The following is a 14,380-nucleotide window of genomic DNA, read 5'->3' as shown; positions in this document are numbered from 1 at the left end:
TGTGATTGAATCCCACTTACTGCTCATGCGTTTTTGAGCAATAAGAAAACAACACTAACAGCGGGCGGCTAAATGGAATTAACACCAAGAGAAAAAGATAAGCTACTTATCTTCTGCGCAGGAATGCTGGCACAGCAGCGCAAACAAAAAGGCTTAAAGCTCAACTACCCAGAATCTATCGCACTGATCAGCAGTGCCATTCTCGAAGGTGCCCGCGAGGGTAAAACCGTTTCAGAATTAATGGATTTTGGGCGCACACTTCTTACTGTCGATGACGTTATGGAGGGGATCCCTTCCATGATCCCTGATGTACAAGTCGAAGCCACTTTTCCTGATGGCACCAAGCTGGTGACCGTTCATGAACCTATCGTGTAGGGAGAAGTAATATGGCTGGTTCCACAAAACAATACTCAGGATTCGTTCCCGGAAAAGTAGAAACCGCACCGGGTGACATCACTCTCAATGAAGGCCGAGACACAACGTCCGTTAAGGTACAAAACATTGGCGATCGTCCTGTTCAAATTGGCTCTCATTACCACTTCTATGAAGCAAACCCTTCGCTGATCTTTAACCGAGAAGTCACTAAAGGCTTTCGACTCAATATTCCTGCGGGTACTGCAACCCGCTTTGAGCCGGGTCAGTCGCGTAGCGTCGAGTTAGTGCGTTACGCCGGTAAGTTAGAGATCTATGGCTTCCAAGGAAAGGTGATGGGCAAGCTCTAAGCGCTCCCACGGAATAATGAAAATAACAAAGGATTGAACATGGCGACGATATCCAAACAGGCTTATGCCGAAATGTTTGGGCCAACAGTCGGTGACCGAGTGCGTCTTGCTGACACCGATTTATGGCTAGAAGTTGAAAAGGATTACACCGTATACGGCGAAGAAGTGAAATTCGGCGGCGGTAAAGTTATCCGTGATGGACAAGGGCAAAGCCAACGTCCAAGTGCTGAGACACCGGATTTGGTGATCACTAATGCGATTGTGTTGGATTACTGGGGCATCGTAAAAGCCGATGTCGCCATCAAAGATGGTCGAGTTCAGGCATTGGGTAAAGCGGGCAACCCAGATGTTCAACCGGGCGTTGATATTGTGATTGGCCCGGGCACAGAGATTTTAGCAGGCGAAGGTTCTATTCTGACTGCTGGTGGCATTGATTCACACATCCACTTTATCTGCCCACAACAGATTGAAGAAGCATTGGCGTCGGGTGTGACAACCATGATCGGCGGTGGCACGGGGCCAAACACCGGCACCAACGCGACCACATGTACGCCGGGGCCTTGGAACATGCACCGCATGCTAGAGTCACTCGATCAATTCCCGATGAACTTTGGCTTGTTAGGCAAAGGCAACGCAAGTCAGCCAGAAGCTCTACGCGAACAAGTAGCGGCAGGCGCAGTGGGTTTGAAGTTGCACGAAGACTGGGGAACCACACCCGCTTCCATCGATACTTGTTTAAGTGTTGCTGACGAGATGGACGTACAAGTTGCGATTCATACCGATACCTTGAATGAGTCGGGCTTTGTTGAATCAACACTTGGCGCAATTGGCGACCGAGTGATTCATACCTACCACACTGAAGGTGCGGGCGGTGGTCATGCTCCCGACATTATCCGTGCGGCAGGTGAACCCAACGTTCTGCCTTCTTCGACTAACCCAACACGACCTTACACGGTCAATACGGTCGATGAGCATTTAGACATGTTGATGGTGTGTCATCACCTTTCACCATCAATTGCAGAAGATGTCGCGTTTGCTGAATCTCGTATCCGCCGTGAAACCATTGCCGCAGAAGACATTCTTCATGATTTAGGTGCGTTCTCGATGATCGCCTCGGATTCTCAAGCTATGGGACGAGTAGGCGAGGTAGTAACACGTACTTGGCAAACCGCACACAAGATGAAAGTTCAGCGCGGTAGCTTAAAAGAAGATTCAGACTACAGCGATAACTTCCGTTTAAGACGTTATGTCGCTAAGTACACCATCAACCCTGCGATCACTCATGGTATGTCTCATGAAATCGGTTCGATCGAAGCCGGGAAATTAGCTGACCTAGTTCTATGGAAGCCAGCCTTCTTTGGCGTGAAACCAAGCGTGATTTTGAAAGGCGGCATGATCGCCATGGCGCCGATGGGTGACCCAAACGCTTCAATCCCAACACCTCAGCCAGTTCACTATCGCTCGATGTTTGGTAGCTACGGCAAGGCGTGTCAGAACACATCAATGCTGTTTGTCTCTAAAGAAGCCAAGGCGCAGAACATCGACAAGCAATTGGGTCTGCAGAGCTTGATTGGTGTTGTGAGCAACTGCCGAAACATCAGCAAAGCCGACATGAAGCTCAATGATTGGATGCCGAAGATTGAAGTCGACTCTCAGACGTACCAAGTGCGCGCCGATGGTGAACTACTCACGTGTGAGCCTGCTGAAGAGCTGCCAATGGCTCAGCGGTACTTTCTATTCTAAGCCTTTGACTAAAGAATCTTATTTTAGTGACCCTATTTTGAACGTTATAAATCTCACAAGGAGATTGAGGTAATAGCATGATTGAACTGACTCAACTGAATACTCAAATACAAAATGCACCGGACGGCTATTTGAGCCTGCCGATCGATAGTCGCATCAAAAGCCGCCTTAAGGTGATGCTAGATGACGGGCGCAATGCAGGGCTGTTTCTACCACGAGGTCATATCTTGCGTGGCGGCGAACAACTCTCAAGTGAATGTGGTTTAGTCGTAGAAGTGAAAGCGGCACCGGAAACTGTTTCGACTGTTTATTGTGAAGACCCACACTTGCTAACGCGAGTGGCGTATCACCTTGGCAACCGTCATGTTCCGCTGCAAGTGGAAGCGGGTTGGGTTCGTTACCAACACGACCATGTTTTGGATGAAATGGTTGAAGGCTTAGGCGCGAAAGTGACCACTGAGAAACAACCGTTTGAACCAGAAGGCGGTGCTTATGGCGGTCGCTCTGGTGGACATCATCACCATCATTAATCGAGTCATTGATGACTCACTAAACGATTTATATAACAACGATATTAATAACAATAATACCAATCACAGTAAGTAAGTGATCAACAATAGCGCAGAAAAAAGGCTTGAGAACAAGGCATAATTTTTCGATAAGTAGTTATTCTACAATCAAAAATTATAACGCAGTTATCGAGCATTTTAGCAAGCTAGGGTGAGCAATTATTTACTACGATTGGTATAAAGCAAGGAACTCGCGATGAACTTTAAAACAGCTGCAGGCTTATGCACTTTCACAATAGCTTCTCTAACAACATCAACATTGGCTTTCGCTCACCCAGGACATGGAGCGCACTCAGTTCATGAGTCTCACTCATTTATGTCTGGCTTAACTCACCCTGTGACAGGTATGGATCACCTGATCATGTTGATCGCTTTTGGTCTGTTAATTGGCGCACTTTTATTCTCCACCAAGACAAAAGCCGCTCTGATTGGCGGCGGATTGGTGTCTTTGGTGGTAGGGCTTATCGCAGGCCAAGCCCTAGGCTTCTCTGTGATTGTTGAACCTGCAATCATCGCTTCTCTATTCGTTGTCAGCTTATGTTTATGGCACGTGTTCTCACCATCGACTAAGCGAGTGAACAGTGTATTAGCGGCTTCGATTGGCATGTTGTTTTTCCATGGTTATGCGCATGGCGTTGAAGCGGCAAGTAACCTAACTCAGTTTGCAACTGGCATGAGCATCACTGCTTTGGCTTTGATGGTTATCGGTGCTTTTGTTGGCCGCGCGGTTTACTCAAAATGGATGTCGGTTGGTGTGGCTTCAGCAAGCGCACTATTACTGTTAGGCGCGTAAGCTCTCGAACTTATTTGATTCTAGAAGACTGAGGGCACGGTTATGACCACAACAGAAAATGTCGCCATCTATCGCCTGTTTCAATTGATCAGTCCGTCATTGCCGATTGGTGGGTTCACTTACTCGCAGGGTTTAGAGTTAGCGGTTGAAGCGGGTTGGGTGACCGATCGCAACAGCATGGAACAGTGGCTCAACACCATCGTCAACTCCAGTGTCGCGACCTTGGAATTGCCTATATTAGAGCGTCTTTACCACGCTCTAGAAAAGGGTGAACTCGATGAGATTGAGCACTGGTGTAACTACTTATACTCAAGCCGTGAAACCAGTGAATTGCGAGCGGAAGAAAAGCAGCGTGGGCATGCATTGAACACCTTGTTGAAGCGCTTGGATATCGATATTTCGCTGGTGGATTCTGTTGATAGTCATCCAAACCAATTGTTGGGCATGTGTATGGCGGCTCAGCATTGGGGTATTGATTTAGAGAGCCTCAAGCAGGGTTATTTATGGAGTTGGCTTGAAAACATCGTTACCGCAGGGGTCAAGTTAGTGCCTTTAGGTCAAACCGATGGTCAGTTGGCATTGATTAATATCACCAACACCTTTCCTGAGGTGATCGAAAAGGCCCGCACGATAGAAGATTGGATGATAGGCAGCTTTTCGCCTTCGATGGCATTAGCGAGTTCATTGCACGAAACACAATACACACGACTATTTCGTTCGTAGCGGTTAGCGCGAACGATGTAGCAAAAAGAATATAAGGAAGTAGACAATGGAAAGTTATAAGCAACCACTTCGAATTGGTATTGGCGGCCCGGTAGGGTCTGGTAAAACAGCGCTATTAGAAGTGCTTTGTAAAGCGATTCGCGACAAGCTCAATATCGCAGTGGTAACCAACGACATCTACACTCAAGAAGATGCCAAGATACTTACGCGAGCAGAGGCTCTAGAACCAGATCGTATTATTGGTGTTGAAACGGGTGGCTGTCCGCACACGGCGATCCGTGAAGATGCGTCGATGAACTTAGCTGCGGTAGAAGAGCTTGCCAAGCTGCATAAGAACCTCGATGTGGTATTCGTCGAAAGTGGCGGTGATAACTTGAGTGCGACGTTCAGCCCTGAATTAGCCGATCTTACCATCTACGTGATTGATGTAGCGGAAGGGGAGAAGATCCCACGTAAAGGCGGACCGGGTATTACGCGTTCTGATCTGCTGGTTATCAATAAGATCGATTTAGCACCATATGTGGGTGCGTCACTTGAGGTGATGGAGCAAGACACACAACGCATGCGTCCAACCAAGCCATACGTGTTCACCAACCTCAAAGAGAGCCAAGGGCTAGACTTCATCATCAACTTTATTGTGACTGAAGGGATGCTAACCATGAAGGAGCCTTCTACTACTGAGTAGGGTTGGAATAGGTTAGTTTTTTGAAAGCGTTAGATACTAAAAAGCCCTGTCGATTATCGATAGGGCTTTCTGGTTTGAAACGTTAGGTCGAACTTAAAGCTCGCTCTTAGTCACTCTTGTGGTCACTTGCGACTCAATCACACCGTCTTCAACTTGAGTGGTGATCACTTCACCGACTTCGACATCGTTAATCGATGATACCGTCTTGCTCGATTCTGAATGAGTAATGCTGTAGCCACGCTTTAGGGTTGCCAGTGGACTAACGGTCTCTAACTTCTCTGCAGCCATAGCGAGCTGGTGGCGAGTGGTTAGTAATGTCTTGTCCATTGCATCCAATAGCTTTTGCTCTGAACGTTGCAGATGCAGTTTCTGTTCGCCAAGGCGTTTCACTGGCGAGTTCAATTGAAGCTGGTGCTGTTTACGTTCAACACGCTGTGCATGCTGTTTTAGGTATTGAGTCATACCACGACGCAAACGCATATCTAGGTCATCAAGCTGCTGACTCTGCTTTTGAAGTTGGTAGCTAGGGTGTTGCTTCTCTAAGCGGTATTTCAACGTTTGAGTTGATTGCGCCTGTTTGATTAACACATGACGAATCGCACTGACTAAGCGAGCACGTTTAGACGCGAAAGCTTGTTCTTTATGACTGTTATCACGGCTAACCAATTCTGCGGCAGCTGATGGCGTTGGGGCACGCATATCGGCAACGAAATCAGCGATAGTGACATCCACTTCGTGGCCAACGGCGCTGATAATCGGGATTTGGCTTGCTGCGATTGTGCGAGCTACGATCTCGTTATTGAAGCACCATAGGTCTTCCAGTGAGCCGCCACCACGGCCGACGATTAACACATCACATTCATTGCGTTCGTTAGCGCGTCCAATCGCTTGGGCAATCTGAATCGCCGCCTCTTCGCCTTGAACCATGGTCGGGTAAACCACAACCGGTAGCGAAGGATCGCGCCTTTTTAGTACATCAAGAATATCAAACAGCGCTGCACCGGTTTTAGATGTGATAACGCCAACACGTTTTGGGTGTTCAGGAAGAGCTTGCTTACTTGATTGAGCAAACAGTCCTTCTGCGGCAAGGTTCATCTTCAGCTTTTCAAATTCTTGCTGAAGTTTACCGTCACCCTCTGGCTGCATGCTTTCGATGATCAGTTGGTAGTCACCGCGTGGCTCGTAAAGAGATAGGCGAGCTTTGACTAAAACTTGATTGCCGTTCTGAGGCTTAAAGGTCACACGGCGGTTATTGCCACGAAACATGGCGCATTTAACTTGAGCGCGAGAGTCTTTTAGCGTGAGGTACCAGTGACCAGAGACAGGTGCAGAGAAGTTTGAGATTTCACCAACGAGCCAGACTATTCCCATTTCGTTTTCTAATAGGAGACGAACCTCTGAGTTGAGGCGAGAAACAGTAAAGATGTTTGGATTAGTCATAGAAGCACTATCTTTCCTTGAAGGAAGGTCTTTCTTGGAATCTCACAGGGCGTGAGTATGGAAGATAGCGGCAATATAATACATAGCAAGGGGGTAAATGCAAATTAAAAATACAAAAATGTGTAGCCAAGCGATTTCGCCGTGCGTATAATCCGTCTGCAATATCAAATCCAAATCACTTTATTATGCGAAACGATAAAGTTGGGTTTACTCCTTTTAACACCTTTGTTGTGAGATATTGCAAATGCTACGAATCGCAAAAGAAGCTTTAACTTTTGATGACGTTTTACTCGTCCCAGCACACTCAACCGTTCTTCCGAACACAGCTGATCTTCGCACTCAGTTAACGAAAAACATTTCTTTAAACATCCCAATGATCTCTGCATCGATGGATACTGTTACGGAAGCACGCCTAGCAATTGCCCTTGCGCAAGAAGGTGGTATTGGCTTTATTCATAAGAATATGTCAATCGAGCAGCAAGCTGAAATGGTTCGCCAGGTTAAAATTTACGAAGCTGGTGTGGTTTCTCACCCAGTAACTGTAAGCCCTGACGCGACAATCGCTGATGTTGTAGCCCTTACTCAAAAACACGGCTTCGCCGGTTTCCCTGTTGTTACTGAAACAAACGAATTGGTTGGTATCATTACTGGCCGTGACGTTCGCTTTGTTACTGACCTTTCTAAGAAAGTTGATGTAGTAATGACGCCTAAAGCTCGCCTTGCTTCTGTTAAAGAAGGTGCAACTCGTGAAGAAGTTCAAGAGAAAATGCACGAAGCGCGTGTTGAAAAAGTTCTTGTTGTAAATGATGACTTCCAACTTACTGGAATGATCACTGCAAAAGATTTCCACAAAGCAGAACGTAAACCAAACGCATGTAAAGATGAGCGCGGCAGCCTACGTGTAGGTGCAGCTGTTGGTGCTGGTGCTGGTAACGAAGAGCGTGTTGCTGCTCTAGTTGAAGCTGGCGTAGACGTTCTACTTATCGACTCTTCACACGGTCACTCTGAAGGCGTACTTAACCGTATCCGCGAAACTCGCGCTGCATACCCTGATCTACAAATCATCGGTGGTAACGTAGCAACTGGTGCTGGCGCACGTGCTCTTATCGAAGCGGGTGTTAGTGCAGTTAAAGTTGGTATCGGCCCAGGTTCAATCTGTACGACTCGTATCGTTACTGGTGTTGGTGTTCCTCAAGTAACAGCCATCGCAGACGCAGCGGAAGTTGCAAACGAATACGGTATTCCAGTAATCGCAGATGGCGGTATCCGCTTCTCTGGCGATATCTGTAAAGCTATCGTTGCTGGCGCATCTTGTGTGATGGTTGGTTCAATGTTCGCTGGTACTGAAGAGGCACCGGGTGAAGTTATCCTTTACAACGGTCGTTCTTACAAGTCTTACCGTGGTATGGGTTCTCTTGGCGCTATGTCTCAAGGCTCTTCTGACCGTTACTTCCAATCTGACAACGCTGCAGACAAGCTTGTTCCAGAAGGTATTGAAGGTCGTATCGCATACAAAGGTCGTCTAAAAGAGATCGTTCACCAACAGATGGGCGGTCTACGCTCAAGCATGGGCCTAACGGGTTCTGCAACTGTTGAAGACATGCGTACTAAAGCTGAGTTTGTTCGTATCTCTGGTGCGGGCATGAAAGAATCTCACGTACACGATGTTCAAATCACGAAAGAAGCACCTAACTACCGTTTAGGTTAATAATACGTCCAAACGTTTGAATAATGTGCTGATTTAGTCGGCACATTAATATACCAATCGTAGTAAATAACTGGTCATCCTAGCTTGTTAAAAACCTCGATAACTTCGTTAGAATTTTTGATTGTAGAATAACTACTTATCAGAAAATCCTGCCTCGTTCTCAGGCTTTTTTCCTACGCTATTCCTGAACACTTACTTACTGTGATTGGTATTATATCTACCGCCTGTTTTGTTAAAAGTCCGATTTTCTCAAAACACGTGGTTAAAGATATCTAACGAAAACGTTTGCTTTATTTCTTGAAGAGTTAATCAGAGGTGAGTAAACTCGCCTCCGTTTTATCACATAGCCAATAAGACTGCTTACAATGACTAAAAATATTCATGACCAACGTATTCTAATTCTGGACTTCGGTTCTCAATACACACAGCTAGTAGCTCGTCGTATTCGTGAGATCGGTGTTTACTGTGAACTTTGGAGCTGGGACGTAGAAGAAGCGGATATTCGTGAATTCAATCCAGACGGTATCATCCTATCTGGTGGCCCTGAAAGTGTAACGGAAGAGAACTCTCCACGTGCACCTCAGTACGTATTTGATTCAGGTGTTCCTGTATTCGGTATCTGCTACGGCATGCAAACTATGGCTGAGCAACTTGGCGGTAAAGTAGCAACGTCTACTGAGCGCGAGTTCGGCTACGCTGCTGTACAAGTTACTGGTGAATCTGCACTTTTCGCTGACCTTGAGTCTACTCAAGATGTTTGGATGAGCCACGGCGACAAAGTGGTTGAGATCCCTGCTGATTTCACAAAGATCGCTGAAACAGACACTTGCCCATACGCTGCAATGGCAAACGAAGAGAAGAAGTACTACGGCGTACAATTCCACCCAGAAGTAACACACACTAAGAACGGCCTAAAAATGCTTGAGAACTTCGTTCTTAACGCATGTGGTTGTGAAGGTCTGTGGACTTCAGCTTCAATCATTGAAGATGCAGTTGCACGTATTAAAGAGCAAGTAGGTGATGACGAAGTTATCCTTGGTCTTTCTGGTGGTGTTGATTCATCTGTAGTTGCGATGCTTGCTCACCGCGCTATTGGCGACAAACTAACATGTGTATTTGTGGATAACGGCCTTCTTCGTTTAAACGAAGGTGAGCAGGTTATGGAGATGTTCGGCAACAAATTTGGCCTAAACATCATCAAAGTAGATGCTGAGCAACGTTTCCTTGACGCACTTGAAGGCGAAGCTGAACCAGAAGCTAAGCGTAAGATCATCGGTCACGTATTCGTAGATATCTTCGATGAAGAGTCTAAGAAACTGAAGAATGCTAAATGGCTTGCTCAGGGTACTATCTACCCAGACGTAATCGAGTCTGCAGCATCTAAGACAGGTAAAGCACACGTAATCAAATCTCACCACAACGTTGGTGGTCTTCCTGATGATATGGAAATGGGCCTTGTTGAGCCTCTACGTGAGCTGTTTAAAGATGAAGTACGTAAGATCGGTCTAGAGCTTGGTCTTCCATACAACATGCTTTACCGCCACCCATTCCCGGGGCCAGGTCTAGGTGTTCGTGTACTTGGCGAAGTGAAGAAAGAGTACTGTGATCTACTGCGTCGCGCAGATGCTATCTTCATTGAAGAGCTTCACGCTGCTGACCTTTACCACAAAGTATCTCAAGCATTCACGGTATTCCTACCAGTACGTTCAGTTGGCGTAATGGGCGATGGCCGTAAGTACGATTGGGTTGTATCTCTACGTGCTGTAGAAACTATCGACTTCATGACTGCTCACTGGGCACACCTACCATACGACTTCCTAGGTAAGGTTTCTAACCGTATTATCAACGAAGTTAACGGCATTTCACGTGTTGTTTACGATATTTCTGGTAAGCCACCAGCAACTATCGAGTGGGAATAATCTCTTAGAGATTTAACCAGCTTTGATTAAGATCTTAAGCCTCGAACTCAGTTCGGGGCTTTTTTCTTTTCGATTGATTATATTGATTCATTGCATTAAAGGCTTATAAGCAATACCTCGAAATCAAATGAACAATACCTAGAAACCAAATGAGTTGGAAACTAGATATCAGCTCAAGAAACCATGAGACGCTTTGTTGTGTTGAGCCAAATATCAAAAAGATCACTCGCACTTTTTATAAATTCACACAGCTACAGCTAGGCCATTTAACATGTGAAGCATACTCTTTGATGGACTTATTAAGGACAGATAAGAGAATCCATCATGTTAAAAATCAAATATTTGGCGACAGTACTGGGCTGCACATTAGCAGCGCAAAGTCATGCGTCTTTGAACATTCAACCTGATCCGCAAAATCCGAATGGTTACCTTGTTGAAAAGTCGGCCCTACAAGCTGCTGAACAAGCGAAAACATCCGATCCTATGTATGCGATCTGGTCACAGGCGCTTCAGACTCGCCCGAACACCATCGTCGAAGCGATTGAACCCGGTTCCCCCTCTAACCCTGAAAACGTACAGCGTGTAGAGCGCGTGTTCCCTCAATCGGAATGGAACTTCCTCACTCAGATGGCAGCGCCAGAATACACCTACACTCGCTTCTTACGTGCAATTGGCAAATTCCCAGCCTTCTGTGGAGAGTACACCGATGGCCGTGATTCTGATGCTATCTGTAAAAAATCCATCATCACGGCCTTTGCTCACTTTTCACAAGAGACGGGTGGGCATATCGCGATAGACAACACCTTTGATAATCCATTAGCTCTAGAAGAGTGGCAGCAAGCGCTGGTGCATGTTCGCGAAATGGGTTGGTCTGAAGGCCAAGAAGGTTACACCACCGGTTGTGGTCAGAACGATTGGCAGAATGCCCGTTGGCCATGTGCTGCGGGACAGGGCTACTTCGGACGTGGTGCTAAACAGCTTTCTTACCATTTTAATTATGGCGCGTTCTCTGAAGTGATGTTTGATGGTGACGCGACGGTGCTTCTCAACAATCCGGGCTTAGTGGCGGACTCTTGGTTGAACTTAGCTTCTGCTATTTGGTTTTTCCTTACCCCTCAAGCACCTAAACCAGCTATGCTGCATGTCATCGACCGCACTTGGACGCCATCTCCACGCGAATTGGATGCGGGTATTGGTTATGGCTTTGGTACCACAATCAACGTGATCAATGGTGGTATTGAATGTGGCGAGCAGAACAAAGACAAAGGCCAACCCGTTAACCGTATTCGTTATTGGGAAGGGTTAGGAGCGCACTATGAAATTCCGGTAGAAGCGGATGAAGCCAATACTTGTTGGCAGCAAACGCCTTACGGAAGCTTAAACCTCAACGGAGCAACGGATGTGTTGTACACCAACTGGGATGGTAACTGGAAATACTACGCAGACCGCCCAGAAGGTTACTCGTTTGAGTGTGAGCTTGTTGGTTTCCAAACGGCTTATTCCGCACTGGTGGCTGGTGATTACGAGAAGTGTGTGACCAACTTCTATGGTTCTCATGCGAGTTGGCCTGAAGTGAAAGTTGTCGATAAGCTGGATCCGGTAGATCCTGGTACTGATCCGGGTGGTAATGGTTGGAGTGCGACCAAGGTTTACAACGCGGGTGACCAAGTGACGCATAACGGCGCAACCTATGAAGCGAAATGGTGGACACAAGGGGATGACCCTGCCAATGGTGGCCCTTGGAAACTAGTAGCGGGCGAGCCAACACCACCAGTTGTGACAGATCCAACGCCTGTTGATCCTGCCCCTGTCGATCCAGAACCAGTAGACCCTGCACCCGTTGAACCACCTGTGACAGAACCGCCAGTGGTTGTCGATCCATCTGAATTTATTACGTGGCAAGCCGGTGTTAGCCAAGTGAGTAATGGCGATAAAGTGACGCATAACGGTAAGTGCTTCGTGGCTAAAAACGGCCCAGGTGTTTGGGAAAGCCCAGTTCAATCGAATTGGTTCTGGGATGAAATCAGCTGTAATTGATAGTCTGAATACTGAAGAGGTGGCCTAAGTTACGAGCTCAGTAGTACGACCATAGCGATATAAATAATCAAAAGCCGAAAGTGTCTACTTTCGGCTTTTTTCCGTTTCGAACTTGGCTATTTAAGCAGGGTGATTGGTCTATTTGGCTATGTTGGAGCGCATTTAAAGACTAATTATCCAGTTAGAGGATAAAGTTCTGTACAAATGATGCTTGTGAATTTATATTCAAATTTAATTTATATTTATTCTATTATTTTAGGGTTAAGGTGTACCTATGGAACAGACAGATATCACGTCACTCATCCCCATTGTGATTACTTTGGTGTTGTCATTGGCGACAAGGAATGTGGTGATAGGCCTTTTTGCTGGTGTGCTGAGTGGTGTTGCAATGCTGACTGGCATGTTTAGCGAACTTAACCCGCTTGATACGTTTGGTACCATGGTGAAAGGTTACCTAGTCCCTCAACTTACCGACAGCTATAACGCTGGTGTGATCATGCTGTTGGTATTCATCGGTGGCTTTGTCGCATTGATGGAAAAGTCCGGTGGTGGCGTCGCGTTTGCAAAGCGAGTGACTCAGTGGGTAAGCAATAAATGCCAAGCTCAATTGTCAGCATGGTTGGGTGGAATCGTTATATTTTTCTCAGACTTAGGCACCCCTTTAATTGTTGGCCCTGTTTTTCGTCCCCTTTTCGATAAACTGAAACTTTCTAGACAGAAGCTAGCATTCATCATTGACTCTACATCATCACCCGTCGCGATCCTTATCCCTTTTATCGGGTGGGGCGTGTATATCATGAGCCTGATTCAAAAAGAGTTTACGGCGTTGAATGTCAATATGTCTGATTGGGATGCGTTCATCGGTGCGATTCCTTTTCAGTTCTACGCATTTCTTGCGATTTTCATCGTTCCGCTTGTGTCCGTTAAAGGTTTAGACTTTGGGCCAATGGCAAAAGCCGAGCGTGATTGCCAGGCGGGAATTAACTCTGGCGTGAATAACGAATCACTAAATCCGTTCTCGCATAAAAATGCAAAGGCATCTTTTGTCTGGGCACCATTGTTAGTGATGCTGGTGGTGTTGTGTGCCATGTTGGTTCCACAAGGCTTCCCGTTCCAAAAGGTCGCAGGTTCATCATTTAGAGCGGCGTTATCATCGGCTTATTTCTTTGCGGCGATTACATTAATTTCGTTAATGGCTTACTACGGTGTAAGAAAGTTGTCTGATGGTGTTTCTGTGTACTTAAAAGGCATGGGAAACATGATGCCAGTCGCGATCATCTTGGTATTGGCTTGGGCATTAAGCACCGTTGGTAAAGAGTTGGGTGCGGCAGCTTATATTGCTGAGCAAGCACAGAGCGGCTTTCCATATTGGTTAGTACCTGCGGTCGCGTTTTTATTATCGGCTATCATTTCATTCGCAACGGGATCGTCGTGGGGAACCTTCGCGATAATGATGCCATTGGTTATTCCAACCGCGATTGCGATAGATGCTCCGCTTCTCGTCGCAATTGGCGCTGTGTTGTCTGGTGGCTTGTTTGGTGACCATTGCTCACCGATTTCTGAAACCACGATTCTTTCTTCAACCGGGGCAGGGTGTGATCAGTTTGAACACTTTAAGACGCAGCTTCCTTACGCATTGATGAACGGCTCTATTGCTCTGATTAGTTTTGTAGTCGCAGGCTTTACGGGAAGTGCATTGGTTGTGTTAGGCGCTCTTGTTGCTCAGTTGATTGTCGTGACGTTGTTAGCCAAGCGCGATGCGAGTAAAAACGCTTCTTCAGACGTTCAATCTCAAGTGTCTGAGTCTAAAGCTCAACAAGCATAATTTAAGATAACAGGTGAGTGAGTAGATACGGGATGCGAGTAAACGAGTAACGAAAAGCTCGCTCTCTTGTTCTTCATTTCACTTACTCGCATCTAAGCAAACTTCCGTCATTCCCTACAGTGAGGAATGAACGTGATAGGGAATCTCTTTAGTGCGCCAAACGTGCTTATATCGAAGAGGAGATTCCAGATATCTCGTCCCTCGATTCTGGAATGA

12 protein-coding genes are annotated in these 14,380 nt (G+C 46.5%); 11 read left to right on the top strand and 1 reads right to left on the bottom strand.

The window, feature by feature from the left end; all coding sequences use genetic code 11:
• The first annotated feature begins 72 nt into the window (after positions 1-72).
• The 7 genes from ureA (at position 73) to ureG (ending at position 5,235) form a co-directional block, all read left to right on the top strand.
• Positions 73-375 (top strand): urease subunit gamma, encoded by a 303-nt coding sequence (gene ureA, locus LMH68_RS04830; RefSeq protein WP_004735119.1) that lies wholly within the window; start codon positions 73-75, stop codon positions 373-375.
• An 11-nt stretch (positions 376-386) separates the two neighbouring features.
• Positions 387-722, top strand: coding sequence for an urease subunit beta (locus LMH68_RS04825; RefSeq protein ID WP_017062503.1), 336 nt, complete (start codon positions 387-389; stop codon positions 720-722).
• A 39-nt stretch (positions 723-761) separates the two neighbouring features.
• Entirely contained in the window at positions 762-2,465 is a 1,704-nt protein-coding gene (gene ureC / locus LMH68_RS04820; protein WP_229647778.1) for an urease subunit alpha, read from the top strand.
• 77 nt (positions 2,466-2,542) lie between these two features.
• On the top strand, positions 2,543-2,995 hold the full coding sequence (gene ureE, locus LMH68_RS04815; protein WP_048614367.1) for an urease accessory protein UreE: 453 nt from the start codon (positions 2,543-2,545) through the stop codon (positions 2,993-2,995).
• A gap of 235 nt (positions 2,996-3,230) precedes the next feature.
• Positions 3,231-3,827, top strand: coding sequence for a HupE/UreJ family protein (locus LMH68_RS04810; protein WP_017069300.1), 597 nt, complete (start codon positions 3,231-3,233; stop codon positions 3,825-3,827).
• A gap of 42 nt (positions 3,828-3,869) precedes the next feature.
• The gene (locus tag LMH68_RS04805; protein ID WP_229647779.1) at positions 3,870-4,550 is read left to right on the top strand and encodes an urease accessory protein UreF; all 681 of its coding nucleotides are present in this window, start codon (positions 3,870-3,872) and stop codon (positions 4,548-4,550) included.
• Between the two features lie 46 nt (positions 4,551-4,596).
• Positions 4,597-5,235, top strand: a complete 639-nt coding sequence (gene ureG / locus LMH68_RS04800; RefSeq protein WP_017062498.1) for an urease accessory protein UreG — start codon at positions 4,597-4,599, stop codon at positions 5,233-5,235.
• A 93-nt stretch (positions 5,236-5,328) separates the two neighbouring features.
• Here the strand turns inward: ureG and xseA are convergent, their stop codons facing one another.
• A complete protein-coding gene (xseA, locus tag LMH68_RS04795) occupies positions 5,329-6,675 on the bottom strand; it encodes an exodeoxyribonuclease VII large subunit (RefSeq protein WP_065584650.1) in 1,347 nt (448 codons plus the stop codon).
• Positions 6,676-6,919: 244 nt separating this feature from the next.
• Between xseA and guaB the strand changes: the two genes are divergently transcribed.
• From guaB to LMH68_RS04775, 4 genes are all read left to right on the top strand, one after another.
• Positions 6,920-8,383, top strand: coding sequence for an IMP dehydrogenase (gene guaB / locus LMH68_RS04790; RefSeq protein WP_017062496.1), 1,464 nt, complete (start codon positions 6,920-6,922; stop codon positions 8,381-8,383).
• A 365-nt stretch (positions 8,384-8,748) separates the two neighbouring features.
• Complete coding sequence (gene guaA / locus LMH68_RS04785; RefSeq protein ID WP_048608103.1) at positions 8,749-10,302, top strand: glutamine-hydrolyzing GMP synthase; 1,554 nt, start codon at positions 8,749-8,751, stop codon at positions 10,300-10,302.
• Between the two features lie 324 nt (positions 10,303-10,626).
• A complete protein-coding gene (locus LMH68_RS04780) occupies positions 10,627-12,339 on the top strand; it encodes a chitinase (protein ID WP_229647780.1) in 1,713 nt (570 codons plus the stop codon).
• Positions 12,340-12,613: 274 nt separating this feature from the next.
• Entirely contained in the window at positions 12,614-14,164 is a 1,551-nt protein-coding gene (locus LMH68_RS04775; RefSeq protein ID WP_065584648.1) for a Na+/H+ antiporter NhaC family protein, read from the top strand.
• Positions 14,165-14,380: the final 216 nt, after the last annotated feature.

Origin of the sequence: Vibrio sp. F13, assembly GCF_020806305.2 — a bacterium.
Taxonomy (GTDB): Bacteria; Pseudomonadota; Gammaproteobacteria; order Enterobacterales; family Vibrionaceae; genus Vibrio; species Vibrio crassostreae_C.
This window is presented reverse-complemented; position numbering and strand designations above follow the sequence as displayed.